This window comes from Chitinophaga polysaccharea, from assembly GCF_007829335.1.
In the GTDB taxonomy this organism is placed as follows: Bacteria; Bacteroidota; Bacteroidia; order Chitinophagales; family Chitinophagaceae; genus Chitinophaga; species Chitinophaga polysaccharea_B.
In genome coordinates this window covers 1,747,638-1,774,554 of the sequence record NZ_VIWO01000001.1, presented here as the reverse complement: position 1 = coordinate 1,774,554, position 26,917 = coordinate 1,747,638, and the positions used below count along the sequence as shown (strand labels likewise).

The 26,917-nt window shown below is 47.0% G+C and carries 24 protein-coding genes; 16 read left to right on the top strand and 8 right to left on the bottom strand.

All coding sequences use genetic code 11. The annotated features are described in order from the left end of the window. Positions 1-63: 63 nt before the first annotated feature. The gene (locus FHW36_RS07430) at positions 64-1,200 is read left to right on the top strand and encodes a glycosyltransferase (protein ID WP_145664756.1); all 1,137 of its coding nucleotides are present in this window, start codon (positions 64-66) and stop codon (positions 1,198-1,200) included. A 27-nt stretch (positions 1,201-1,227) separates the two neighbouring features. Beyond that, a complete protein-coding gene (rsmG, locus tag FHW36_RS07425; RefSeq protein WP_145664752.1) occupies positions 1,228-1,857 on the top strand; it encodes a 16S rRNA (guanine(527)-N(7))-methyltransferase RsmG in 630 nt (209 codons plus the stop codon). Here rsmG and FHW36_RS07420 read toward each other — a convergent pair. Further along, a complete protein-coding gene (locus FHW36_RS07420) occupies positions 1,854-2,732 on the bottom strand; it encodes a cation diffusion facilitator family transporter (protein WP_145664750.1) in 879 nt (292 codons plus the stop codon). The two genes, rsmG and FHW36_RS07420, sit on opposite strands and share 4 nt — an antisense overlap. 88 nt (positions 2,733-2,820) lie before the next feature. Between FHW36_RS07420 and FHW36_RS07415 the strand changes: the two genes are divergently transcribed. The 5 genes from FHW36_RS07415 to FHW36_RS07395 all read left to right on the top strand — a co-directional run bounded on the left by FHW36_RS07415 (position 2,821) and on the right by FHW36_RS07395 (position 5,908). Beyond that, complete coding sequence (locus tag FHW36_RS07415; RefSeq protein ID WP_246121095.1) at positions 2,821-3,408, top strand: RNA polymerase sigma factor; 588 nt, start codon at positions 2,821-2,823, stop codon at positions 3,406-3,408. A 16-nt stretch (positions 3,409-3,424) separates the two neighbouring features. Continuing rightward, positions 3,425-3,874, top strand: coding sequence for a hypothetical protein (locus FHW36_RS07410; RefSeq protein WP_186452330.1), 450 nt, complete (start codon positions 3,425-3,427; stop codon positions 3,872-3,874). A gap of 14 nt (positions 3,875-3,888) precedes the next feature. Further along, entirely contained in the window at positions 3,889-4,098 is a 210-nt protein-coding gene (locus FHW36_RS07405; RefSeq protein WP_145664747.1) for a hypothetical protein, read from the top strand. A 193-nt stretch (positions 4,099-4,291) separates the two neighbouring features. Continuing rightward, positions 4,292-4,858: a DinB family protein gene (locus FHW36_RS07400; protein WP_186452329.1), complete on the top strand. Its 567-nt coding sequence runs from the start codon at positions 4,292-4,294 to the stop codon at positions 4,856-4,858. Positions 4,859-4,894: 36 nt separating this feature from the next. Next, entirely contained in the window at positions 4,895-5,908 is a 1,014-nt protein-coding gene (locus tag FHW36_RS07395) for a patatin-like phospholipase family protein (RefSeq protein WP_145664742.1), read from the top strand. A 120-nt stretch (positions 5,909-6,028) separates the two neighbouring features. On the opposite strand, the gene FHW36_RS07390 is transcribed toward FHW36_RS07395, so the two are convergent. The 6 genes from FHW36_RS07390 to FHW36_RS07365 form a co-directional block, all read right to left on the bottom strand. Then, positions 6,029-7,918 carry a M1 family metallopeptidase gene (locus FHW36_RS07390; RefSeq protein ID WP_246121094.1) on the bottom strand — a complete coding sequence of 630 codons (1,890 nt, stop codon included), beginning with the start codon at positions 7,916-7,918 and terminating at the stop codon, positions 6,029-6,031. A gap of 85 nt (positions 7,919-8,003) precedes the next feature. Continuing rightward, positions 8,004-9,071: a winged helix DNA-binding domain-containing protein gene (locus tag FHW36_RS07385; RefSeq protein ID WP_145664739.1), complete on the bottom strand. Its 1,068-nt coding sequence runs from the start codon at positions 9,069-9,071 to the stop codon at positions 8,004-8,006. Between the two features lie 67 nt (positions 9,072-9,138). Continuing rightward, a complete protein-coding gene (gene rsmI, locus FHW36_RS07380) occupies positions 9,139-9,807 on the bottom strand; it encodes a 16S rRNA (cytidine(1402)-2'-O)-methyltransferase (RefSeq protein ID WP_145664736.1) in 669 nt (222 codons plus the stop codon). A 145-nt stretch (positions 9,808-9,952) separates the two neighbouring features. Continuing rightward, positions 9,953-10,198, bottom strand: a complete 246-nt coding sequence (gene purS, locus FHW36_RS07375) for a phosphoribosylformylglycinamidine synthase subunit PurS (RefSeq protein WP_145664733.1) — start codon at positions 10,196-10,198, stop codon at positions 9,953-9,955. Positions 10,199-10,244: 46 nt separating this feature from the next. Beyond that, entirely contained in the window at positions 10,245-11,012 is a 768-nt protein-coding gene (locus FHW36_RS07370; RefSeq protein ID WP_145664730.1) for a CDP-alcohol phosphatidyltransferase family protein, read from the bottom strand. Positions 11,013-11,140: 128 nt separating this feature from the next. Beyond that, the gene (locus tag FHW36_RS07365; RefSeq protein ID WP_145664727.1) at positions 11,141-12,433 is read right to left on the bottom strand and encodes an aminopeptidase P N-terminal domain-containing protein; all 1,293 of its coding nucleotides are present in this window, start codon (positions 12,431-12,433) and stop codon (positions 11,141-11,143) included. Between the two features lie 325 nt (positions 12,434-12,758). On the opposite strand from FHW36_RS07365, the gene pckA reads away from it, so the two are divergent. The 4 genes from pckA (at position 12,759) to FHW36_RS07345 (ending at position 18,163) form a co-directional block, all read left to right on the top strand. Further along, positions 12,759-14,360, top strand: coding sequence for a phosphoenolpyruvate carboxykinase (ATP) (gene pckA, locus FHW36_RS07360; protein ID WP_145664724.1), 1,602 nt, complete (start codon positions 12,759-12,761; stop codon positions 14,358-14,360). A gap of 240 nt (positions 14,361-14,600) precedes the next feature. Then, positions 14,601-15,488 carry a bifunctional methylenetetrahydrofolate dehydrogenase/methenyltetrahydrofolate cyclohydrolase FolD gene (folD, locus tag FHW36_RS07355; protein WP_145664721.1) on the top strand — a complete coding sequence of 296 codons (888 nt, stop codon included), beginning with the start codon at positions 14,601-14,603 and terminating at the stop codon, positions 15,486-15,488. 41 nt (positions 15,489-15,529) lie between these two features. Beyond that, the gene (locus FHW36_RS07350) at positions 15,530-16,156 is read left to right on the top strand and encodes a 7-carboxy-7-deazaguanine synthase QueE (RefSeq protein WP_246121093.1); all 627 of its coding nucleotides are present in this window, start codon (positions 15,530-15,532) and stop codon (positions 16,154-16,156) included. A gap of 114 nt (positions 16,157-16,270) precedes the next feature. Beyond that, positions 16,271-18,163: an OmpA family protein gene (locus tag FHW36_RS07345; protein ID WP_186452328.1), complete on the top strand. Its 1,893-nt coding sequence runs from the start codon at positions 16,271-16,273 to the stop codon at positions 18,161-18,163. A gap of 11 nt (positions 18,164-18,174) precedes the next feature. Here FHW36_RS07345 and FHW36_RS07340 read toward each other — a convergent pair whose 3' ends face one another. After that, entirely contained in the window at positions 18,175-18,981 is an 807-nt protein-coding gene (locus tag FHW36_RS07340) for a 5'-nucleotidase, lipoprotein e(P4) family (RefSeq protein ID WP_145664714.1), read from the bottom strand. Between the two features lie 92 nt (positions 18,982-19,073). Between FHW36_RS07340 and dprA the strand changes: the two genes are divergently transcribed. The 5 genes from dprA (at position 19,074) to FHW36_RS07315 (ending at position 26,911) form a co-directional block, all read left to right on the top strand. Next, positions 19,074-20,180, top strand: coding sequence for a DNA-processing protein DprA (dprA, locus tag FHW36_RS07335; protein WP_145664711.1), 1,107 nt, complete (start codon positions 19,074-19,076; stop codon positions 20,178-20,180). A 163-nt stretch (positions 20,181-20,343) separates the two neighbouring features. Further along, positions 20,344-21,786, top strand: coding sequence for an IMP dehydrogenase (gene guaB, locus FHW36_RS07330; protein WP_449384929.1), 1,443 nt, complete (start codon positions 20,344-20,346; stop codon positions 21,784-21,786). Positions 21,787-21,891: 105 nt separating this feature from the next. Then, entirely contained in the window at positions 21,892-23,505 is a 1,614-nt protein-coding gene (gene lnt / locus FHW36_RS07325) for an apolipoprotein N-acyltransferase (RefSeq protein ID WP_145664706.1), read from the top strand. Next, entirely contained in the window at positions 23,486-24,277 is a 792-nt protein-coding gene (locus FHW36_RS07320; RefSeq protein ID WP_145664703.1) for an alpha/beta fold hydrolase, read from the top strand. The genes lnt and FHW36_RS07320 overlap by 20 nt, the downstream gene beginning before the upstream one ends. Before the next feature lie 18 nt (positions 24,278-24,295). Next, positions 24,296-26,911: a gliding motility-associated C-terminal domain-containing protein gene (locus FHW36_RS07315; protein ID WP_145664700.1), complete on the top strand. Its 2,616-nt coding sequence runs from the start codon at positions 24,296-24,298 to the stop codon at positions 26,909-26,911. Positions 26,912-26,917 lie beyond the last annotated feature (6 nt).

The following is a 26,917-nucleotide window of genomic DNA, read 5'->3' as shown; positions in this document are numbered from 1 at the left end:
AGCGAATGACGCCGAATAATATTCTTTTACAGATAATAAAAATATTATATTTTTGCCAGCATTATGCTTGACCATCTAGGTGAAATTGCCTTATACTTTTTTGCTACCGTTGCAGGGATACAGATTATTTATTTTCTTTTTATCTTCTCCCGCGTAGCTTTTTATAGACGTAAATTTGACCTGGATCACACGCCTGACGGGTCTTTTTCAGTCATCATCTGTGCCAAGGATGAAGAGTTGAACCTGCAGAAAAATCTGCCGGGGGTTTTGCAGCAGCGTTACCACCAGCACATGAAACCGGAATACGAGGTAATTGTGGTGAACGATAACTCCGAAGATGATACGAAATATTACCTGCGTTCCATAGAACCCGGGTATCCGCATTATCGCCATATTGAAATCAAGCAGCCGGCGAAGTTTATCCCCGGCAAAAAATATCCTTTATCCATCGGCTTAAAAGGCGCCCAGTTTGATAACGTACTGTTGACAGACGCGGATTGCAAGCCCGGCAGCACTTACTGGTTGTCGCTGATGAGCCAGGGATTTACCAACGACAAAGAAATTGTGCTGGGATACGGGGCCTATCACAAGAAACCCGGCTTCCTCAATAAAATCATCCGTTACGAAACCTTCTTCAGCGCCCTGCAACACCTGTCTTTTGCCATGAGCGGCATGCCTTACATGGGTGTAGGACGCAACCTGGCTTATAAAAGAGAATTATTCTTTAAGCATAAAGGCTTCACCAGTCACCAGCACATTGCCAGTGGCGATGACGACCTTTTTGTAAATACGGCCGCCAACAGGAAAAATGTAGGCGTGGTGATCGATAAACAGGCATTTACCTATTCAGAGCCTAAACAGAACTGGAACAGCTGGTTCAGGCAAAAAACCCGGCATATGTCTACCGGCAAGCATTACCGCTTCGGTCACAAGTTTGTATTGGGCTTATTTTCCCTGACTCACTTCCTTTTCTATCCTGCTTTTATTGTGGGACTATTTTTCCCACCTCCTATCCTTTGGTATGTACTGGGGATCTTCGGACTTAAAATAATGGTACAGTCTATCATTACCTATGCCGCTATGCGTAAACTGGATGAAAGTGATCTTTTCAAGTTCAGCTGGTTGATGGATATCTTTATGGTACTGTATTATATCATATTTACCCCTGCTTTACTTTTCAAGTCAAAGAACCGGTGGTAAGAAAGGCGGAAAGCTTATTTTTGCGGCATGGAAATTATTTTAAAGTATTTCAGCGACTTTACACAGGAGCAGCTGTCGCAATTAACCGCGTTGAAAGGATTATACGAAGAATGGAATGAGAAGATCAATGTTATATCCCGCAAAGACATTGATGCCTTGTATGAAAAGCATGTATTACACTCTCTCAGCATAGCTGCCATCGCAGATTTTCAGCCGGGCACGCAAATCCTGGACCTGGGTACTGGTGGAGGATTTCCCGGCATCCCCCTGGCGATTTTCTTCCCGGAGGTACAGTTTCACCTGGTAGATTCTATTGGCAAAAAGATCAAGGTAGTGCAGGGGGTAGCAGAAGCGCTGCAACTCAAAAATGTAACGGCCGCCCATAGTCGTGTTGAAGACATTAAAAACCGGAAGTTTGATATCGTAGTATCCCGTGCCGTGGCGCCTCTGGCCGATCTTTGGCGTTGGAGCAAACCAGTACTGAAAAAATCAGCTGTTCCAGGCAAACAATTTGAAAAAGGGCTCATCTGCCTGAAAGGGGGCGACCTGGCCCAGGAAATATCGGATAGTGGCCTGAAACCACGCCTGGTGAAGATATATGATATTTTCCCTGAGGAAAGTTTCCAGGAAAAGTTTGTGGTACTGGCTAAGAGCTAGCAGCCAATTTCCAGTGTAGCGTGGCGGATGCCCAGGTGTTCCAGTTCATGACGCAGCGCTTTCTTCAGGTCCTCAATGGCCAGGGCAGTTAACTGCGGATCCACTTTCACCTGGGCAGTCAGTGCATTTTCAGTGGTACTGAGCGCCCATACATGGATATGATAGATGTCCTTTACCCCATTTATAGCTAGCGCCATTTTTCGAAGCTCCTGTATATCAATATCCCTGGGCACCCCATCCATCGACAGGCGCAGACTATCCCGCAGCAGCCCCCAGGTACCTATAATAATTACCACCATTACCATAAGGCTTAGCAGGGGATCCAGCCAATACCATTTGGTATAGATAATGACCACGCCGGCTACCACGGTGGCCAGCGATACCCCGGCATCGGCGGCCAGGTGCAGGTAGGCACCTTTTATATTTAAGTCTTTTTCCTTATCCTTGAAAAATAACCAGGCCGTGAAGGCATTGATCAGGATACCAATACCGGCTACGATGGCAATTGGGCGACCCTGTACTTCATAAGGTTCCGAGAAACGCCTCACCGCCTCGTACCCGATAATACCCACGACCACTAATAAGAGCATGGCATTAAAGAGGGAAATAAGTATTGTACTTTTGCGGTACCCATAAGTATAGCCGGGGTTGGAGGTAATTTTAGCCAAACGGAAACCGAGGAGAGATAGGGCCAGGCTGGCCACATCGCTGAGGTTATGCCCCGCATCGGCCATCAGGGCGAGGGAATGTGTGAGAAAACCCGATATGAATTCTGTCGCCACAAAGGCCAGGTTAAGGGTAATTCCCCAGATAAAAGCCCGGTTCACCTGTTCACCATTCAGCGCAGGAGTATGGGCGTGAGCATGGTCATGCATAGCTGACAGATTTCGTTATTTGTAATTTAAGTAGTTTTTTTCTTCCATCGTAAAATATCCGCTTTGTTGTTTCGTCATCCTTATTAAGATGAAACAGCTGGTCCTTACAAATAGCATTATGGCCATAGAGCAAAATGAACGCATACAGGCAACCGTAAAGCAAGAACGCAAGCGATTGCTTCACTTTATCCGGCAACGGGTAAATAATGCGTCTGATGCAGAGGATATTTTACAGGATGTTTTCTACCAGTTTACAGAGTACCTGCGGCTGGGCAGCCAGGTCGACTCCATTACCGGGTGGCTGTTTGCCGTTACCCGCAACCGGATTACCGACTTTTTCCGCAAAAAGAAAGAAACACCTTTCTCCGACCATACCCGGGAAATAGAAGGGGAAGAAGTGTTATTTCTGCCGGAATTACTGGCCGACAAAAATATGGAAGCCGATAACCCCATGATGAAGAAAATCATGTCGGAAGCCATTATGGAAGCGATTGACGAGCTGCCGGCAGATCAGCGACAAGTATTTCTACAACATGAACTGGAGGGTAAATCTTTTAAGGAGATGAGCGAAGAAACGGGGATTGGCGTAAACACCCTCCTGTCCCGCAAACGTTATGCGGTATTATTCCTGCGGGAACGGTTGGCAGAACTGTACCGCGAATTATTAAATGACTGATTAATTTATTTAAGATATGAGAAACGATTTCAGAAGAAGCAGAAAAGGACTTCACATACTCAAATTCATAATGATGGGGGCCGCATTTATCCTTGCCATTGGATTTGTAACCATGACATTATGGAATTGCCTGATTCCCGACTTGTTTCACGGCCCGGTAATCACCTTCTGGCAGGCATTAGGACTATTGTTGCTCGGCAAATTGTTGTTCGGCTGGCATAATCACCACAACCGCTCCTGGGAAGACAAATGGGCCCGTGGCCGGGAATGGAAAGCCAAGCTTCGGGAAAAGATGGCGCATATGACACCGGAGGAACAGGCCAGGGTAAGAGAACAATTGCGCAACCGCTGCGGACGGGGGTTTGGAAGCTCCAGACGGGAAGGATGGGAACGCTATTGGAGCGATATGGACGAAGCGCCACGGAAACCAGACGAACCCAATAAAGACGAACAAGCTACTTCATAAAAAATTGCTGTACAATGATAGGTATATTCAAAACCAATATAGACAGCCTGGAAAAGCGCCGTTATGTCATCCAGGCTATTTCATCCAGCTTCAGCGTTGGCTCCTGTCATGTGGACCTGGACGACTGTGATAAAGTATTGCGCATTGCCGATTTACAGGTAGAGGAGAATATTATAGTAGAATTTGTACAAAAACAGGGTTATGAATGCGCCGTACTCGAATAAATTGAATTTTTATTAACCTAATATCAATATTCCCGGGCTATAAAGCTATTTTATTATAGATAAAATATTTTTATATATGATAAATTCTTGGCTGGCTCGCAAATCTGGCGTAACTTCAAGGAGCATGCAGTGGCCCGGGTATATTGCATACAACAACAGGGAATGTGTTATTGAACCTCTAAACTTGATTCCTATGTACCTGAACCAGCACGAGATCCGCTCTCTCATAGACAAGAGTTTCGACAATTTCGTAGATTTTGTCAATACGCTACCGGATATACGTTTTACCGCTTCCCCTTACGGTAAATGGTCGGCTGGTCAGCAACTCGATCATCTCACTAAATCCATCAGGCCCATTAGCAGTGCGCTGGCCTTTCCTAAAATAACGCTGCGTTACTTTGGCACTGCGGTGATGCCTTCCCGTTCGTACGAAGCACTGGTAGCCGATTATCAGCGGGTATTGGCAGGGAGCTTCAAAGCTGCCAGGGCGTATCAACCCGGCGTGATCTACCCCGCGCAACGCCCGGCGCTATTACAAGGTTTTCTTCTCCAGAAGAATAAAATATTAAATAAACTATCCGGCTGGTCGGAAAAAGACCTGGATAAATACCGGCTTCCCCATCCCCTGCTGGGAAAAGTTACCATCCGCGAAATGCTTTACTTTATTGCCTATCACAACGAACACCACCTGGAAAAGTTGAAAGACCAGGAGCTACAGGGCCATACCTGGCAAAACCAACTCCAGCAACTTATTTTTTAATTTTTTAATTATATTGTCTTACCATAAAAAATCCCCATGGCTAAGACTGCGTTAGTCATCAGCGGCGGCGGCTCCAGGAGCGCGTTTGCTGTTGGCGCCCTGAAGTATCTGTACGCACAACGACCAGCAATTGAATTCGATATCATCTGCGGGACCGGCACCAGTGCACTTATTGCGCCACTGGCAGCATTAGGAGAAATCGGCCTGCTGGAAAAACTCTTTACCAGCAACAGTACCACAGACATCGTGAATACCGCTACCCTGATGCAGCGTTTTCCCCACCACAACTCCCTTTATAATGCCACCGCGCTAACACTCAAAGTCAATAATATTTTTAGCGACGCAAGATTCCATGCACTGGAACAACTGGATAAAGAGATTTTTGTAACTGGTTACTGCCTGCAAACCAATCGCACTACATACTTCTCCCCACGCGGCAGGAATACCGTACAAAAGGATTACGATATCATAACGCTCCATGATAACTATTCTTTCCGTGAAGCGGTACTGGCTTCTATCAGTATGCCGGTGTTTATGCCACCGGTGGCAATAGCCTCATTGCCCGATCATGTACAGCAATTCACCAATGGCGGCGGCGAGTACTACAATCCTATCAAACTGGCTATCGACAAGGGCGCTACTACTATATATACCATCCTCCTTACACCGGCCGAGCCCGAAGATGATGGGATCGAATTCAAAAGCCTGCTCGATGTACTGGAAAAACAGATAGATATCCACACCAACGGGATGTCGCCTGCCGATCTGAAAATGACGCAATTTTTTAATGATGCCATCACCTACCTCGACGCGGTAAAAGAAAATATGAAACAAGCAGGTATTCCGGAGCCTGCGGTGAATAACTACTTTGACCTGCCGGCCAATAACCCGTTCCGCGATAAGAAGGTGATTAACCTGCATATTATCCGGCCGAAAGCAGCACTGCGGGTACAATTAGGGGGATTGGAATTTATACCGGAAGAAATGAAAATGATGATGAAAAATGGGGAGGAAGCGGCAGCAGAAATATTGGAAAAGCAGAAAGCATAAAGCAAAAAGCTATTGTGGAGAATAACTAAAGCGATTTACAACATCCGCTAAGATCATTCTCCACAATAGCTTTTTGCTTTTTGCTTTTTGCCTTATGCTTTATGCTTTATACTTTATGCATTAAGAAACTGCTTTGTTATTGCTTCTGTCTACATCAGCCATACGCTGGCTGGGATCAATTTCCAACGCTTTGATATTGGATAAAGGTATATCCAGCTCCACTTCGTATGTAGTGTTTGTCCAGTACCAAACGTTATCAACTATACGTTTAATAGCAGGATTTTCGTTTGGTTTCTCGCCATACATGATAGACAATGGAATATAGTGCAGTACTTTGTTTCCGCTTTTATCTGTTACCAGGAAATCTATCGGCATTGGCATCAGTCCAACCCTGCGCAGGCGAACAATGGTTTTGTTTCCTTTTTCATATACGCTGTCGATACCGTAATCGATATGCTTCACGGAGTTGATAAAGTATTGTTTGTACCAATCCAGTGCAATACCACTCTCCTTCTCCATTACCCGGATAAAGTCGTTGGCATTGGGATGTTTAAAGCGCCATTCCTTGTAGTAACGCAGCAATCCCGCATCACGATTGGCAGCGCCAATCACGTATCCCAGCTGTTCGAGGAATACAGCGCCCTTGGAATACGCCGTGAGGCTGTATCCGTAGTTGGTATTATAGTGATCGGAATGCGTAGTAGCTGGTTCTTCAAAAGGACTTCTGGCCAGTGCGAAATAACCTGCATATGCATCTTCCTGGGCATTGGCATTTTTCAGTGAATCGATGGTATTATGAATTACATTGTTTTCTGCAAAGGTGGTAAATCCTTCGTCCATCCATGGATACAGGCTTTCGTTGGTAGCCAGCATCCCCTGGTACCAGCTATGCATCCATTCGTGCATAGCCACCCCATACAAGCCATCCATTTTACCATTACCCATAATCAGGGTAGCCATAGGATATTCCATACCGCCATCACCACCTTGAATAAAAGAATACTGCTCATACGGATACGGACCATAATGGGCTTTGATATAAGCATAGGCAGCAGGAATCATCTTTGCCAGCTGAGGCCAGGTATTATGGGTATGCTCATTATCGATATAGAAGAAGTGAGCCGTAAATCCATCTACCTGCTGGGTAATGTGCTTATAGTCGGGATCGGCCGCCCATACAAAATCATGTACATTAGGCGCTACAAAGTGCCAGGTAAGCGTGTTGCCCGCTGGCCTGTTTACTTTAGTACCGGGTTTTTCATAGCCATAGCCAATCTGCGCTGGATTTTGCAGGTAGCCGGTTCCAGCCAGTACATATTTTTTATCGATGCTAATTTTCACATCATAATCGCCCCATACGCCGTAGAATTCACGGGCAATGTAAGGCGTAGCATGCCAGCCTTCATAATCGTATCCGCACATTTTAGGATACCACTGGGCCATGGAAAAATCCACACCTTCGGAGTTATTACGGCCGCTACGGCGGATTTGCACAGGTACCTGTGTTTCAAACTCCATATCAAATTCCACTTTGGAATTAGGCAGGATGGGTTTATCCAACGGTACCTCCAGGATAGTTTCCACTACTTTAAAATCCTGCGGCTTTCCATCACGTTTCAGTGAAATCACTTTCTGGTAGCCTATTTCATCGGGTTTCAGATTGGAAATACGATCGCGTACGCGGTTGTCCCAATCGCGGCGTTCGTTGCCATTACGGTCTTTTCCCACTATTATTTTTCCCAGCTCCCGGCTGCGGACATCCATCATGCTATTGGGTTGAAATGCGTTCCAGTACAGGTGATAGAACACTTTCTTCAGGGTATCGGGAGAGTTGTTGTAGTATTCGAGATGTTGCTTTCCCTTGAATTGATTCGCTGCTGCATCTACCTTTACATCCATGGAGTACTTCACTCTCTGTTGCCAGCGTTCTGACTGTGCATTTACTTGTAGCCAACTGCCTGCCAGCATGGCAATAGCCAGGCAGCCACCTGTTGTAACCCGATACTTCATTCTTTTCACGTTTGATTAAAGAGCTAAAATAAACATCATTTGCGGAATTTGATGTACCGTTCGTGGGTTATTTCAGCATGGGAGCTCAGCTGAAACTGCTAAGGGTAAGCCCCAGAAAGTCGGCATATTGCCTGGCCGCCGGTTCAAATGCTTTCAGCAGGGCTTTTCTGGCTTTAAACAATTCCGTGGTGATGGTCACGGAATCCTTTTTCAGTGTACGTTTCCAGGTACCTATCACCTCCCCGTTGCGGACCATAATGGGATTAAAAATACCGTTGTTCGTCATTACCTTGCTGGTAAACTGACTATCTATCAGGGTGCTACGGTCTTTATATCCTATAAAATATTCATCGAAAGCAGGTAACAGGAGATGGGTATCCTTTTCGGTCACTTTCTTCGCCGGGGCCATCCAGTACATCGTTTCATCGATTTCCTGCGACAGAAGGGAGGATTGAACGCCCTGCAGACCAGTTTTGGCATCGGCAACGGATATTCCTGCCCACTGTGCAAAATCATGGACCGTAGCCGGCCCGTGGCTGGTAAAATAGCGGCCAGCCAGCTTATGCAGGGCCTCTTCCCGCTGTAATGGGGTATTGTTGGGCACCCACTCGTGCAAGAGGGTATAAGTAGATTGTTTTCCCCGCAGCGGGCCGTTGCAGATAATGCGTTCCACGGAAGCATGGTAAATGATATGATTCATGCGGTTTTCCGAGGTATCGATTCCATTTTTCTGTAGCAGGTCTGTCAACTCCTTACGGGTATGGTGGTTGCCGTTCTTCAGGGCTTTGGCGATCAGCTGGTTGGTTTTGGTCAGCCCGGCCTCATCCAGTCCCAGTTTCCGCTGCATGCTGCTCATTTTTGCTTTTACGTTGGGTGCTATGAGTTGCAGCATCCAATGAATATCTTCGGCTGCTACCAGGTGTAAGGTGCCACGAAAAACGGTGGTGCGGACAATGGATTTATCCTGGATGGCTTGTTCCACCTGTACTTCCCGGCATCCTGGCAAACGGGCGCCAATACCCCACTTGCTGCTCGCATATTCCTGCGATTGCATGGCACCAAAGAAGGCCACTATTTCCCGGGGAGTTTTGAAAGTAGTTTTAATGAGTTGCTGATGCCGCAGGCGCTGTGCAGGAATATCGGTTATGTGCATGGATAGCTGTTTTGTTATACAAAGCAACGATAGGAGGATGACAACAGTATGTCAGCTGCCGGAAAAATTATTCTTTGCCCTGTACCACTACTACAATTTCGCCTTTCACACCTTTTTCCGCGAAGTAGTCATGCACTTCCTGGAGGGTGCCACGTTTATTTTCCTCAAACATTTTAGTAAGCTCGCGGCTAACACAGCAGGGGCGATCCGGTCCGAAGTACTGGATCAGGTCGGAGAGGGTTCTGACCAACCGCATGGGCGATTCATAAAAAACGATGGTCCGTTCTTCTGTGGCCAGCTGGGTAAACAAGGTATGACGGCCTTTTTTCAGGGGAAGAAATCCTTCAAAGACAAAGCGGTTCATGGGAATACCGCTGTTGACCAGCGCGGGGACAAAAGCGGTGGCACCGGGCAGGCATTCTACCGGCACACCGGCACGACTGCATTCCCTTACCAGTAAAAAGCCCGGATCGGAAATACCTGGAGTACCGGCATCTGTGAGCATAGCCATCGTTTTACCTCCCTGCAGCTGTTGCAGGAGATGTTGTACTATTTTATGCTCATTATGCTGATGGTAGGGCGTTATCGGTTTATTGATCTGGTAGTGCCGGAGCAGGACGCTGGAGGTGCGGGTATCTTCCGCGAGGATCAGGTCTGCTTCCTCCAGCACTTTTACGGCCCGGTAGGTGATATCAGCCAGATTGCCAATGGGAGATGGAACGAGATATAATTTCATAATTGAATTACAAAGTAAAGGAAGAAATACACGCAAAGAGGCAAAAAAACAAAGCCGCAAAAGGAATATTAATACCAATAAAACCTTTGCGGCTTTGTTTCTTTGCCTCTTTGCGGGAAACGCCTCTTTTACGCGGCGTAACTAATTATTGTATATGTACTTCAAAAGATTCCATTACCTGGTTTGCCAACAGCTTCTGGCAGGCATTTTCAGCGATCTGCCTTGCTTCTTCCTGGCTGGCGGCTTCAATTTGCAGGGTAATGTGTTTACCAATACGTACATCTTGTACCTGGCCCAGGCCGAGGTTCTTGAGACCACTCATTACCGCTTTACCTTGCGGGTCTAATAATTCTTTCAGTGGCATCACATTGATATGTGCAGTAAAAGTCATTGTGCTAGAAATTTTGCCGCAAACCTACATCAAAAAATCCAAAATGTTAAACCACTTGTATTTTAGGCGGTGCAACAACGGATAATATCACGTAGCAAATAAATATAAATGGTACGGCGGCAAATTGCAGGAAAGGTATGCTCACAACGGTTAAACCGATTAAGAGGAAGCGTGGCCAGTTGTCGGCCAGCGACTTACTTTTAAATTTCAGGCTGATCATGGGAATTTCCGCCACCATCAGGTAGCAGAGCAGGGCGATAGTAATATATAATACCCAGATATTCTGGAACCAATGGGCCAGGTTAAAGGGATTAAATAAGAGGATCAGGGGAAAAGAGGCCACCAGTATGGCTACCGCCGGCGTAGGAACGCCGATAAAGTTTTCCGACTGGCGGGTATCTATATTGAATTTAGCCAGGCGGTAGGCGGCAAAACAGGGCACCAGTAAAGCTGGAGCCAGGTTAATAATCGATACATCAAACACATCAGGCTGCTGGAAATAGGCGCTGCGTAACAAACGGTACAGCATCATGCCGGGTACTACTCCAAAAGTGACAACGTCTGCCAGTGAATCCAGCTCCTTTCCCATAGGTCCGGATACCCGGAGGAGGCGGGCCACCATGCCGTCAAAAAAGTCGAAAACACCAGCGATCAGCACCAGGCCGGATGCCCAGTAAACCGGTTCAGGGCTAATAATCGTATAGTCTGCTCCGTTAATTTCCGCGCGATACTCCGGCGCATGTAAAATGCAGATAATTGCCAGTGCTCCGCAAAAGAGGTTACATAGGGTAAGAATATTGGGTAGTTGTTTCATCTAATCGATTTATGGCATGCAAATTACGAATTACGGGATTTGTGAGTAGATCGCGAACATAAATATTTTCTGTTCAACAGCTCTCCTTACAAATCCCGTAAAATACATGTGCTGCATACCGGGGTATGCTATTTCTTCATCAGGGCCTCTATTTCATCGGCCGTGATAGGAATATGCTTCATCAGGTCTACATTGCCGTCGGCAGTAAGCCAGATATTATTTTCAATACGGATACCCAGTTGTTCTTCTTCAATATAAATCCCTGGTTCTATGGTCATTACGGCTCCTTCCGGGATAGGTTGGTGCATAGAAGGTCCCAGATCATGTACATCCACACCGAGGTGGTGGGAAATACCATGATAGAGGTATTTGCGGTAAGCCGGTGTTTCAGGATCCTGGTTTTTCACCTGTTCTTCCGTGAGCAGGCCCAGTTTAATAAATTCCTTAGTCGCTTCCTCTCCAACCATTTCATGATATTTGCCAATGGTAATACCCGGACGCAAGATGGATTTGGCATAGTTGTGCAGGTGCAAACAAGCGTCGTAAACCTGGCGCTGACGGGGGCTGAATTTACCGTTTACCGGTATGGAGCGGGTCAGATCGGCATTGTAACCACCGTATTCGGCGCCAAAGTCCATCAGGATTACTTCTCCATCTTTACATTCCTGGTTATTGGCCACATAGTGGAGCGTACGGGCACGATCGCCGGAAGCGATAATAGAGCCGTATGCCTCACCGGCAGAGCGGTTACGCAGGAATTCATGCATAATTTCCGCATGTATTTCATGTTCCCATACACCTGGTTTAATAAATTTCAGCAGGCGTTCGAACGTTTTCCCGGTGATATCCATTGCTACCTGCATCACCTTAACTTCTTCCGGTGTTTTTACCGCCCGGAGCTGTTTAAAGAGTACTGCTGCACGGAGGTAGTTATGGAGCGGATAACGCGTTTTCATTTCTTCCGCATACCTATAATCCCTTACTGGTACCAAGTTAGATTTGCGGTTATTTTCATTGGAGTTGAGGTAGATGTTGGTGGCATCGTTGACCCACTGCTGCAGCAGGCCGTCCAGTGCATCCAGCCATACAACGGTAGCCATACCGGAAATAGCGTATGCTTCATCCTTGCGCAACCGGTGGCCATCCCACTTTTCCTTTAACTCGTTAGGGCGCACCAATACCAATACTTCCCGGTATTTGGGATCTGGGTTATCGGGAAACAATACCACCATCGTATCCTCCTGATCAATACCTGTGAGCCAATACAGATCTGAGTTCTGCTTGAACTTATACAAGGCGTCACCATTGGTGGGCAGTTCGTCATTGGAGTTGATAATAGCTATAGACTGTGGCTGCATCTTAGCCACAAAACGCTGACGATTCTTCACGAAAAGCTGCGGATCTAAGGGCAAATTCTTCATATCTCTTAATTTCAAATGAGGGTTCAAACCTATGTAAAATTTCGGATGTAGAAAGCATGAAACCATGTCGGATTATCAAATCGGTTAATATCAGAGGGGATAAATGACAAAATCGTACTAATATTTCCTTGCAAATAATTAATGCTATATTACCCTGCAAATGGTTTGACAATCCTGCAACGAAACAAACACATATTGAAGATATCGCAACAATACACCCCAAAACGATAAGCAATTTCTAAATTTCGATGGTGTAACGCCTATAAAATTTGACGATATCAAAAAAACCCTAGTTTTGCTATTACACCAAAACAATCTTGCTTTTATGCAAATGAGTAGCGTAAGGAATCCTGTTGCTGACTTACGGGGACTTGGCATAGAGAACGTGTCGAACGTCTATTACCAACTTTCACCCGAAAAACTGGCGGAGCAAACGGTCGCCCGGAATCAAGGGGTTTATGCTGACACAGGAGCACTGGCCGTAAACACTGGCGAATATACTGGTCGCTCACCGAAAGACAAATTCATCGTCAAAGACAACATCACAACGAACACTGTAAACTGGAACGACTTTAACCAACCTATCTCAGAAGAAAATTTTGATCGTTTATACAGTAAAATAACCCGTTATTTCAGTGGGAAAGATGTGTGGGTACGCGATTGCTATGCCTGTGCAGATGAAGATTTCCGGATTAACATCAAAGTGATCAGCGAACTTCCCTGGTCCAGCTTATTTGCATATAACATGTTCCTTCGCCCTACGGAAGAAGAACTGGATTATATGCATAACGACTGGACAGTGATCCAGGCCCCCGGCTGTTTAGCAGACCCTGCTACAGACGGCACCCGCCAGGGTAATTTTTCCGTTGTAAACTTCACCAAAAAGATGATCCTGATTGGTGGCAGCGCCTACACGGGGGAAATTAAAAAAGGCATTTTTACTATCCTCAATTATGTATTGCCGCACAATAAAAATGTGTTGAGCATGCACTGTTCCGCCAACATTGGGGACGAAGGCGATACCGCCGTATTCTTCGGACTGAGCGGTACCGGTAAAACTACGCTGAGTGCAGATCCTGCCAGGAAACTGATAGGCGACGACGAACATGGATGGACCGCTACCGGCGTCTTTAACTTTGAAGGCGGTTGCTATGCCAAATGTATTGACCTCTCCGAAGAAAAAGAACCACAGATATTTCATGCTGTAAAAGAAGGGGCATTGCTGGAAAACATCCAGTTCTTCCCAGGTACCCGCACCGTGAACTATGCAGATAAAACCATCACGGAAAACACCCGGGTGTCTTATCCCCTGCATTATATCGACAATGCCCAGGAACCTGCAATAGGTGGTATTCCAAAGAACATATTTTTCCTGACCTGCGATGCTTATGGCGTACTGCCTCCTATTTCCAGGTTAACGCCCGGGCAGGCCATGTACCAGTTTATTTCCGGGTATACTGCCAAAGTAGCCGGTACAGAAGCGGGTGTAACAGAGCCTAAATCCACTTTCAGTGCCTGTTTTGGTGCACCTTTCCTGCCTTTGCATCCCGCGCAGTATGCGCAGATGCTGGGAGAAAAAATGCGCGAGCACCAGGTAAATGTGTGGCTGATCAACACCGGTTGGACCGGCGGCGCCTACGGCACCGGCAACCGTATTAAGTTGAGCTATACCCGCGCCATGATTGCCGCTGCCCTGAGTGGAAAGCTGGATAAAGTTTCTTTCCATGCCCACCCGGTATTTGGCTTTGCTATCCCCGACAACTGTGAGGGCGTGCCTGCCAATATCCTGGATCCGCGCAATACCTGGGAAAATAAGGCTGCCTATGATGCGCAGCTGAATGACCTGGCCGGACAGTTTATCCGCAATTTTGAAAAATATGCCGCAGCAGCTGATAAAGAAATACTGAATGCGGCACCAAAAATTTAAAGTAATACTGTGATCTGTAATTCTTCGGTTTTAAACATCCACCTGGAGATTTATATTTAAGTTTTGCCTTATAACTTCCACTGATGAATAAGTAAGTTCCTGACGGGCGCAATGCCCGAGCAAAGCAAGTTCCTTTACCGGGGCTTGTTTTGCTGGACTTCGGACAGCTCCTTCTCTTCCCCATCGTAAAAAGCCGTTCGTTGGTGAGGGAATGCTAACAGCTTTTCCTTACCTTTGCACATGCAAATTTTAGACGGTAAACTAGTTTCTGAGGCTATTAAAGCCCAATTAGCCGCCCAGGTGGCTGAATTAAAGGCTGCTGGTAAAAAAGTTCCTCACCTGGCGGCGATCCTGGTGGGTAACAATCCCGCCAGCGAAACCTACGTGGCATCCAAAGTAAAATCATGTGCAGAATGCGGGTACAACTCTACCCTGCTGCGCTTTGATGCACAGATCTCCGAAAAACACCTGCTGGATCAAATCATTTTGCTGAATGAAAATCCCGATGTAGACGGAATCCTCGTACAACTGCCTTTGCCCAAGCATATCAACGAAGAACTGGTGATCAACACCATCGATCCCAGCAAAGATGTGGATGGCTTCCATCCAATGAACGTGGGTAAAATGGTGAGCGGTCTCCCGGCTTTCATCCCTGCTACGCCGTATGGTATTATGTTGATGCTGGAACATTATAATATTCCTACCAAAGGCAAACATGCTGTAGTGATTGGACGCAGCCATATCGTGGGTACCCCGATCAGCATATTGCTGAGCCGTAATACCAATCCCGGCAACTGTACCGTTACCTTAACACATTCTCATACCCCTAACCTGGCTGAACTTTGCCGTCAGGCAGATATCATCGTTGCAGCTATTGGCCGCCCCGACTTTGTTACCGCTGATATGGTAAAAGAAGGCGCCGTGATTGTGGACGTAGGCATTAACCGGGTAGAAGATGCCAGCAAAAAGAGCGGTTTCCGCCTGAAAGGGGATGTAAAGTTTGATGAAGTGGCTCCTAAATGCAGTTATATCAGTCCCGTGCCTGGTGGCGTAGGACCTATGACCATTGCCGCGCTGCTCAAAAACACCTATCATGCCAGCATTGGACTGAAGGGGAGTATGAATTAAATGTGGACCGATAAAAAAATCGGACCTTTGCGAAGTAAGTCATGTCTGTAATAACAACAAATATTAAAACCGATACGCTCCCCCTGATGGAACGTTTTTATACGATCCAGGGAGAGGGCTATCACCAGGGAAGAGCGGCCTATTTCATCCGCCTTGGTGGCTGTGATGTAGGCTGTGTATGGTGCGATGTAAAGGAAAGCTGGGACGCCGATAAGCATCCGCAGGTATCCATTACGGATATTGCAACAGAAGCAGCCCGTTATCCCGGACGTATTGCCGTGGTAACCGGCGGCGAACCGCTGTTGCATAACCTGGATGCGCTCACCAAAGCATTGCATAAACAAGGGTTTAAAACGCATATGGAAACATCCGGTTCCTCCCCTCTTAGCGGTAGCTGGGACTGGATTACCTTATCTCCCAAAAAATTCAAAGCGCCTTTACCCGAAGTATGTAAAGCGGCCCATGAATTGAAAGTAGTGATCTATAATAAAACTGACTTTGCCTGGGCAGAAAAGTATGCCGCACTGGCGGGTAAAAACTGTAAGCTCTATCTGCAGCCTGAATGGGAACGCAGCGCTGAAATGACCCCGCTGATTACGGAGTACATCAAAGATCATCCGGAATGGACCATGTCTTTGCAAATCCATAAGTATATTAACGTACCGTAAGGTAGCGTATACAATAAAAAAGGACGTCCAGGTTCCCTGGACGTCCTTTTTTATTGTATACGCCTTATGCATTTCTTATGCTTTTTTGCGTTATTTACAGGACGAATACTGACTATGAAAAAACAAATCCTGTTGATACTAAGCTGCCTGCTGGGTGTGGGACTGCATATGCAGGCTCAGACGGTTACCTATGAAAATGCTCCCAAAAAAGCCAAAACCAGCTTTGACCGCGCCGTTGATGCCGTAAGGAATTACCAAAGCAAAGCCGCCATCGGCTTCCTGCAGGAAGCGATTAAAGCAGCCCCCAATTTTACAGATGCATACGGACAAATGGGGTTGTGCTATGTAGAACTGAAAGATTACGCCGCCGCCAATAGTACCTTTGAAAAATTAAAGCAGCTGGATAGCAACGGGTTGCGTCCTATAATGGTGGCCTATTCCAAGGCGATGGCCGGCACCGGAAATTTCGTAGGTGCGTTGCAGTTAATTAACCAATACCTGTCTGTCATTAAATCCAAAAGCGTTATTGCCGAAAAGCTGAAAACGAACTATGAGTTTGCCGTTAATAACAGTCGCCAATCCGTTCCTTTTCACCCGGAAAACCTGGGCGATCCGGTCAACAGCGCAGATCCTGAATACTTTCCCTCTCTGACCATCGACAGTAAAACATTGATTTTCACCAGGCGCGTAAATGGCCGTAATGAAGATTTTTATATTACCACCCGGGAGGACCATAAGTGGTCGACGGCGCAGAATATGGGCGAACCTATCAACTCCTCGTTCAATGAGGGCGCACAAAACATTTCACAAGATGGTACCATGCTGGTATTCACCGGTTGCGAATTTCCGGAAGGGAAAGGTAGCTGCGATCTCTATTACTCAGAAAAAACAGCCACCGGCTGGACCGCTCCAAAAAATTTTGGGAGTCCCATTAACACGCGTGACTGGGAATCGCAGCCCTGCCTCAGCGCCGACAAACAAACGCTTTATTTTGCACGTGAAACATCAGATCATGGTGCAGATATATTTGTAAGCAGCCGGCAAACAAATGGCCAGTGGAGCATACCTCAGCAGCTCGGCCCCAATATCAACACCAATGGCAGGGAAACCACCCCTTTCATTCACGCAGACGGACAAACGCTTTATTTCGCTTCCGACGGGCATCCCGGCTATGGCGGGCTGGATATCTTTTATTCCCGGCGCCAGCCGGATGGCAGCTGGGGCCCTGCTACCAACCTGGGTTATCCTATAAATACCATTGATGAAGATGCTTCCCTGGTAGTTGAAGCTGATGGTAAAACAGCCTACTTTGCTTCTGACAGGTCGGATAGCCGTGGCGCGCTGGATATCTATAGTTTTGAACTATATCCGGAGGCCCGTCCGCTGCAAACTTTATATGTAAAAGGCTATGTGTACGATACCCTCACCCATGCCCGGTTAGCCACCAGCATCGACGTAATAGACCTGCAGGGCGGCTATAATATTGCTACAGTGAAAACCAATGATAACGGTGATTACCTGGCGCCATTACCGGTAGGTAAAGACTATGCACTGCATGTAAACCGCAAGGGATATCTCTTTTACTCAGATAACTTTTCGCTGAAAGATCATAACCCGGGTGTGCCTTTCGAAAAAAATATCCCGCTACAACCGCTGGCCGCCAATGCAAGTATTGTCTTGCACAATATCTTCTTTGATACAAAACAATACAGTCTAAAACCGGAATCGGTAATAGAACTCAACAAGCTAGTAAAATTATTACAGGAAAATCCAACGTTGACGATTGAAATTGCCGGATATACTGATAATGTAGGTACAGATAAGAATAACCAGGTATTGTCTGAAAACCGCGCCAGAGCAGTAGTGCATTATTTAACAGAGAAGGGAATTACGGCCGGTCGCCTTACTGCTAAAGGCTATGGTGAAAAAGATCCGATTGCTACCAATGATACCGAAGAAGGAAAAGCGGCTAACCGGCGTACCGTATTCCGGATCATTAGCCTGTAAGACTGAGAGCTTTAATAATTTCTCAACCGGCTTTTCATCACAGCATCTTTCTGCGGAGTACTCAGTTTATATTGATAATTATAAAGGGCACCTTCCCAATCGCCATACATAGGATTAGGGAGTACGATGAACCGGCTACCGAAGCTGGCGGCAGATTGTAGCGCTGCTGCATTTCTTTCATCAAAAGGTTTTTTGTCGAAGATGGCAGAAAAATCGCTCAGGTTATCTCCAAATAACATCACAATATCATATTGCTGTAACACCAGTTGGCGGCGGGATTCTTTACCAGAGGTAGTTGTTTTCAGCATCAGGTGCTGATCGTCGGCATCGGGAAACTGGTATTGCTGCAGGTTGCGAAGCGTAACCGCTCTTTCGCTTTCCGCACGGTTGGTGATATAAAACACTTTTACTCCTTTGGAGGCAGCATATTTAAAAAAAGCGGGGGCGCCTGGCACCGTATCGGCGGCGGCTTTTGCGGTCCATTCCATCCAGCTCTTGTCGTCGTATCCTTTACCTGACAGGGCCTGATGTACTGAATAGGGGCTGTTATCGAGCACGGTTTCATCTATATCTGTTACTACTGCCAACGGTTTGTTTCCTTTTGTGGCAAGATACTGGTCTAGCCTGAAAGCCGCCAGCTGATAGGCTTGCAGGCACAGGGCTTTGTATTCGCCGGATTGTTGTTGCCAGAGAGCTGCCCAGGCAGGGCCTCCCGGCACCAGGGTGGTAGCAGTTGTTTTTTCTGCCAGGGGACGGGTAGTTTTACATGCAAACAAAGCCATTAACAAGGCTCCTGGTAATATCCATTTCATCTTCATAAAATATCCGTTAGTCGCTGCAAAAATAATTCATGTGGCGGACAATAAGTGCCAACAGAAAATTGTAAATTATGCCGAAATATTTGTTTGTTATGCCCCAGGAATTAATGTACCAGATAGCATTAACCCGGATTCCCCTGATTGGAGATGTCATCATTAAAAAACTACTCGAACATTTTGGTTCTGCCGGAGAAATATTCAAAGCAAAAAAATATGCGCTGGAAAGAATTGAAACAGTGGGCGTCGTTCGTGCCGCAGCAATATTGAATTTTCGCGATTTCGAGGCCGTGGAGGCCGAAATAGCATTCCTGGAGAAATACAAGATACAGCCCTTGTTTTTCCAGGATCCGGGCTATCCCCAACGGTTGTTGCATTGTTATGACAGTCCTGCCATGCTGTATTACAAAGGTCATGCTTCCCTGAATCCGCCCCGTATGGTGAGCATAGTAGGTACGCGGCATCCATCGGCATATGGTCGCAGTGTGTGTGAAGCGCTGGTAAAGGACCTGGCGGCGGCAGGTATTACGATTGTGAGCGGATTGGCTTACGGTATAGATATTATAGCCCATAAAGCGGCCTTAAAAGCCGGGATACCTACTATTGGTGTGCTGGCGCATGGGCTGGACCGGATCTACCCCGCTGCGCATAAGCAAATTGCCACCGATATGCTGGAGCAGGGTGGGTTGCTGACCGACTTCAGCAGCCAAACCCTGCCGGACCGGCAAAACTTTCCGAAGCGTAACCGTATCGTAGCGGGGATTTGCGATGCTACTATCGTGATAGAAAGCGGTATGCGGGGCGGTTCTCTTATCACCGCCGACCTGGCCAATGGATATAACCGGGAAGTATTGTGCGTGCCGGGCCGGATACAAGATATACAGTCGGCCGGCTGCAATCACCTTATCCAGCAGAATAAGGCTGCTTTGCTGAGAAACGCCGCCGACATATTGGCGCTCATGGGCTGGGAGGAAAAAGCAAGGCCGGAAACCCCGCCGGCGATACAACCCAGCTTATTTCCATCACTAACCGAAGCAGAGCAGGCTATTATGGCCTTATTCCGGGAAAAACCGCAGCGGCACCTGGAAGAATTATACCTCCAAACCCGATTATCGGGTAGCGAGGTGGCGGTGGCAGTATTCAACCTGGAAATGCAAAGTTTACTCAGAAGTTTACCGGGACAACGCTATGAGCGCGTGTAGCAGGAGATTTCGTCCGTTTGTTAATGATTTATTAACAACCCCGGGCCTGGTTGGCAATGCGATTATTTTATTTATTGCGTAATAAGGTGTACATTTGCGTGCAATTATTTTTTAACTGATTAATAGTTGCATCATGCCTGCGGGAAAATCTAAACCCAAATTTGTGGCTGACGGACTTACATTTGATGATGTGCTCCTGGTCCCGGCCTACTCTGAAGTTCTGCCTAAAGAAGTAAATCTCTCTACGCAACTAACAAAAAACATACGCCTGAATATACCTATGGTATCTGCAGCGATGGATACTGTTACTGAAGCTACACTGGCTATTGCGTTGGCGAGAGAAGGTGGAATAGGTATTCTCCACAAAAATATGAGCATTGAACGCCAGGCTGAAATGGTTAGACGCGTTAAACGCAGTGAAAGCGGTATGATCATGGATCCCGTTACACTCAAAGGCGATGCTACCATTGGTGAAGCATTACGGCTCATGAAGGAAAACGGCATCGGTGGTATTCCCATTGTAGACGACCATAATAAACTGGTAGGTATCCTTACTAACAGGGACTTACGTTTCGAAAAAAATAAAAAGCGCCTGGTAAAGGATGTGATGACCAGTGAAAACCTGATCACTGCTCCGGAAGGCACTGACCTGAAGAAGGCAGAAAAAATTCTCCAGCAATATAAAATTGAAAAATTACCGGTTGTTAACAAGCAGGGCAAACTGGCAGGACTGATCACTTACCGCGATATCTTACAGTTGACCAGCTATCCTAACGCCGTAAAAGACGAGTTTGGCCGGTTGCTGGTAGGAGCCGCACTGGGTATTACCGCCGACCTGCTGGATCGTGCACAGGCACTGATTAATGTAGGTGTGGATGTAGTTTGCCTGGATAGTTCACATGGTCACTCTATTGCCGTATTAAACAACCTGAAGAAATTAAAGAAAGCGTTCCCTAAGCTGCAGGTAATTGCTGGTAACGTAGCTACCGCAGAAGGTGCGCTGGCACTGGCACAGGCAGGCGCCGACGCCGTGAAAGTAGGTGTAGGACCCGGATCTATCTGTACTACCCGTATCGTAACCGGTGCAGGTTTCCCACAATTATCGGCCGTAATGGAAGCTGCCGACGCGCTGAAAAAACTGGGTATCCCGGTGATTGCAGACGGTGGTATCCGTTATACCGGTGATATGGTAAAAGCCCTGGCAGCAGGCGCCTCCACTATCATGGCAGGATCTATCTTCGCTGGTGTGGAAGAAAGCCCCGGAGAAACCATCATCTACGAAGGACGTAAGTTCAAATCCTATCGTGGTATGGGTTCCATTGAGGCGATGCAGGAAGGTAGTAAAGACCGTTACTTCCAGGATGAAGATGATATCAAGAAACTGGTACCAGAAGGTATTGTGGGCCGCGTTCCGTACAAAGGCATGTTGTCTGAAATAGTACAGCAGTTTGTAGGTGGGTTACGCGCAGGTATGGGTCTTACCGGTTCCAAAGACATCAAAGCCCTGCAGGGAGCACAGTTTGTAAAAATCACTGCTGCTACCGTTAAGGAAAACCACCCGCACGATGTGGTGATTACCAAGGAAGCGCCGAACTACAGCAGATAATATCAATAACAGAGATATACGCCCCGCACTTTCATGCGGGGCGTTTTTGTTTTCCGTAATTCCCCGCTTATCTTCGTTCTCAATCGACATTCACAATTCCTATAAATGAAGAAGCCTTTCCTGCTGTTAAGTATTTTAAGTGGTATCGTATTATGGCTATCCTGGCCAACCATGCCGCTTACACCACTTATTTTCATTGCATTTACTCCTTTGTTATATATCAGTGAAAAGGTGCAGCACCGCTGGAAATATTTCGGCCTGGTTTACCTGGCTTTCCTGGTGTGGAATGTAGCTGCTACTTGGTGGGTAGGCAATACTACGCTGCCCATGAGTGGCGTGTTTGCCAACTGTTTCAATGCCTTATTGATGAGTATACCCTGGCTGGCTTTTAAAAATTCCCGGAAGAAATTGCCCGAACGGGTGGCTTACTTCGCCCTGATTATCTTTTGGTTGACCTTCGAATATATCCATCAAACCTGGGAATTCAGCTGGCCCTGGCTGGTATTAGGTCATGCCTTTGCACTACGCCCGGGATGGATTCAATGGTATGAATATACCGGTACCAGTGGCGGTACTTTATGGGTATTGCTGGCTAACATCGTGATTTACAATGTATGGAAACGTACGCGGCTATACGACTTTTCCTGGAAACAGGTATTGCGCAATGAAAGCTGGAAGCCGGCGTTAATCATTGGTATTCCGTTGTTGCTGTCGGCTTTTATACAGCCTCCGGCAGATAATCCTGCCCGGAAAACTGATGTGGTGGTAGTACAGCCCAATATAGACCCCTATGATGAAAAATTCAGTTCCGGATCTGCGATGGAGCAACTGGCAAAATTGATCCGGCTCAGTAAAGAAAAAGCGGATAGCAACACCCGTTATATCATCTGGCCGGAAACAGCCTTATTTCCACAGGGAGCCTGGGAGCATGACCTGAACTACCAGCCGGAGATACAGGCTATCCGGGAAATGCTGCATCAATACCCCAGGGCGAAGCTGATCAGTGGTGCCGCTACACTGAAACGTTATAACAGTACAGAGGAAATACCTTCCACTGCCAGAACATTAAATGATGGGAGCCGCTGGGATGCCTATAATAGTGCATTACAGGTAGATACCTCCAGGTCTGTACAGATTTATCACAAATATGAACTGGTGCCTGGGGCTGAACTGGTGCCTTACGTAGGCTACCTGTCATTTATGCAAAGTGTGGCGCTCGATTTTGGCGGTATTACCGGTAGTTATGGCCGCATGCCCGGCGTGGAAATGTTTACCAACCCAGCAGACAGTATTAATGTTTTCCCGGTGATCTGTTATGAGTCCGTATTCAGCAATTATATGGCTACCCATATTAAACCCGGTGCTAATCTGTTAGTCATTATCACCAATGACGGATGGTGGGGTAATACAGAGGGGCATCGCCAGCACCTGCAATATGCGAGGCTCCGGGCTATCGAAACCCGGCGCTGGATTGCACGCTGCGCCAACACTGGTATCTCAGCCGTAATAGATCCGGCGGGTAATATTCATCAGCCACAGCCCTACTGGCAGGAAAGTGTTTTTAAGGCCACTGTAACACCAGAGACGGTAACTACGTTCTATGTAAAAAATGGAGACCTGGTGTCGAAAGCCGCATTAATATTTTGTATCTTGTTACTTGTACATGCTTTTATTTCACGATTTATTCCCGGTTTAAGACATGCGGAAGTCAATCAATAACGGAAACATCACCTGGCTTGATGAAGGCGAAGGTGCAACGGTAGTACTTTTACACGGATTTTCAGAAAATGCGGAGCTTTGGTCTGCTCAAACTGCGCAGCTCAAAAATAAATACCGGGTTATTATTCCCGACTTACCGGGAACAGCAGCGTCACCTGTTACTACACCACTGACCATGGAATCGATGGCTGATTACGTGTATGCCATCCTGTTAGCCGAAAATATCCGCGAAGCGGTGGTCATTGGCCACTCTATGGGAGGCTACGTAGCATTGGCACTGGCAGAGAAATATCCCCGGATACTGAAGGGACTGGGACTCTTTCACTCCACTGCCAAGGCGGATAGCGAAGAGAAAAAAGAAGGCCGGCGTAAATCCATTAAACTGATGGAACAGTATGGCGCTGAAACCTTTATACGACAAACCCTCCCGAATATGTTCAGTCCCGCTACAAAAAGCGCACATCCTGAATGGGTAGACGCCTATGTTAAAATGGGAATGGGCTGTGAACTGCCGGCATTAGTAGCTTATTATGAAGCAATGGCGCAACGGCCCGACAGAACTGCGGTATTACAGCAAACAACCGCACCGGTGCTGTTCATCATCGGTAAAGATGATAACGCAGTGCCATTAGAGAACGTGCTGCCGCAGATTATTTTACCTCATCTCAGCAGCATACATATTTTTGAACACGTAGGCCATATGGGTATGTGGGAAGTGGCCGCCGAAAGCAATGTGATATTGGAACAATTTATTGCCTTTTGTCAACTATAATCATATAAATCGCTGGTTGTGAAAAAGCTATTTGTCTTCCTGCTATGCATGGCGGGCGCCCTGATGGCGCAAGCCAGCCATATTATAGGGGGACAGGTATACTATAAATTTGTATCGCAAAATGGTAACCAGGTTACTTACTCCGTTACGCTAAAGTTATACCGGGTATGTACCACGGGGCCACGGATCGCCAAAATGCCCGATGCCGTATACCTCAGCGTCTTCGACAAAGGCAACAATGGCTGGGTATCAGACAACCTGATCAAACGAACTGCCTTTGAAGAAAAAACACTGGGCCAGGTGGATCCCTGTATTGTAAACCCTCCCGTCATTTGTTACCAGATAGGTACCTATACTACCTCCATCACTGTACCGGTAAATACGCAGGGATATATTGTATCATTCCAAAGCTGTTGCCGTGATCCGTTTATGCAGAATATTGTGGCAGAACCTATTCCCAACAGCCCGGACGTAGGTACCGGCGCTACTTACTATACAGAAATTCCTGGCAGCATCACAGGCGCCATCAATAATTCCAGCCCCACTTTCAATAAAGAAGAAGCTACGCTGGTATGCTCCGAGAAAAAATTCACGTATGATTTTTCCGCGTCTGACGTAGACAAAGATTCCCTTGTATACGAGTTTTGTGATGCTTATAAAGGGGGTAAACTAACCGGTGAAGATAATATTCCTCCTGCAGCCGCGGCACCTCCCTATTCCTTTGTATCCTACGTATCCCCCTATAGCGGCAGTAGCCCACTGGGACCTAATGTAACTATCAATCCCAAAACCGGTATCATTTCGGGCATTGCTCCTGCCGCCGGAAAATATGTTGTAACCGTATGCGTACACGAATACCGTAACGGCGTTAAAATCGGAACCCTCCGCAAAGACTTTCATATCAACGTTACCACTTGTGTGAAGCAGGTAACGGCGGCTATGCCGGAAAAATATACTGATTGCTCCAGCCTCACCGTTACCTTCCTCAACAACAGTACCCTGGGGAAGCCCTATTTCTGGGATTTTGGAGATGGTACCACGCTGAATACCAATAGCGCCGATCCTTTTACACATACCTACGCCAAAGAAGGTGTGTATACCGTAAAGCTGTATGTGGATAAAACCAGTAACTGCGGAGATAGTGCCGCTGCTATTGTATATGCCTACCCGGTATTTAAGCCGCAGTTTTCCGTTGCCGGTCTTTGTACCAATAAAGAAACGAAGTTCAATTCCAGCGCCACGCGGTCCGATGCAGGAAAGATCAGTTATTATAAGTGGGAGTTTGGCAATGGGGATACCTCGAATCTACCCAATCCTTCCTATCTCTATAAAACTCCGGGCGACTACGAGATTAAACTATATGCACGTAACGAAAAGGGATGTGAACAAACTATTAAAGATACTATTACGATATACGATAAACCGCCATTCAACGCCACTGCCGATACCCTGCTCTGTGTAAAAGACAGCCTGCATATGTGGGCTACCAGCAGTGTGGCAGGCCGGTTTGCCTGGACGCCGGACAACTACTTTATTCTCCGGCCCAATACGCCCGATCCCATTGTATTTCCGCCGCGCACCTACACTTATAAGGTTACTTTTACGGATACACAAGGATGCGTAAATGACAAAGATATACTGGTAGGGGTGAAAGATACCCTGCGGTTGCAAACCACCACCGATAGCACCGTGTGTACCAACGATGAAGTACATTTGACGGCAGTGGCAGATGGCCCTTATGCTTTCCGCTGGACCGACCTGGCCACCCGGCAGGTAGTGTCTACCAACTCCGATGCCCTGGTTACCCCTACACCTCCGCGGCACAAATACGAGGTAATGGTATCGCTGGGTAAATGTCATACTGCCGATACCGTGAGTCTGAAAGTAGTAGATCCACCGCAGGCTACAGCCGCTCCCGACACCACCGTTTGTTTTGGTATCCCGCTGACACTGCGGGCTGGCGGCGGCGCCTATTACAGGTGGGCGCCAGCTTACTATGTGGATAAGCCCAGCTCCCAGGTTACATTGGCACATCCCGTTGATACTACATGGTTTACAGTAACGGTAACAGACACACTGGGATGCCCGAAAGAGGTAACAGCCGCCGTGCAGGTAAACGTCGTACCCAAAGTACAGGCCTTTGCCGGAAATGATACCATTATCATGCTGAATACCCCTTTCCAGCTCAACGCCAGTGGTGGTATACGTTATGCCTGGACGCCTCCGGATGGACTCAACAATCCCTATGTTTATAACCCGGTAACTACCTATAACCACGATATCACCTATACCGTTACCGCCTATACGCAGGAAGGTTGCTCAGGCACCGACAATATCTTCGTGCGATTTATCAAAGGGCCGGATATTTATATACCTAATGCGTTCTCTCCCAATGGGGATGGTTTAAACGACATCTTTCGCCCTTTACCAGTGGGCATTGTAGAAATAGAATTCTTCCGGGTATTTGACCGATGGGGTAAACTAATGTACTCCACTACCACCTACATGAAAGGTTGGGATGGCACGGTAAATGGCCAGAAAGCCGGTGTAGGCACCTATGTGTGGGTGATACAAGGGAAGGACGTTAACAACAACACCGTACAGCGTAAAGGCACCGTTACACTGGTAAGATAAAGTTGC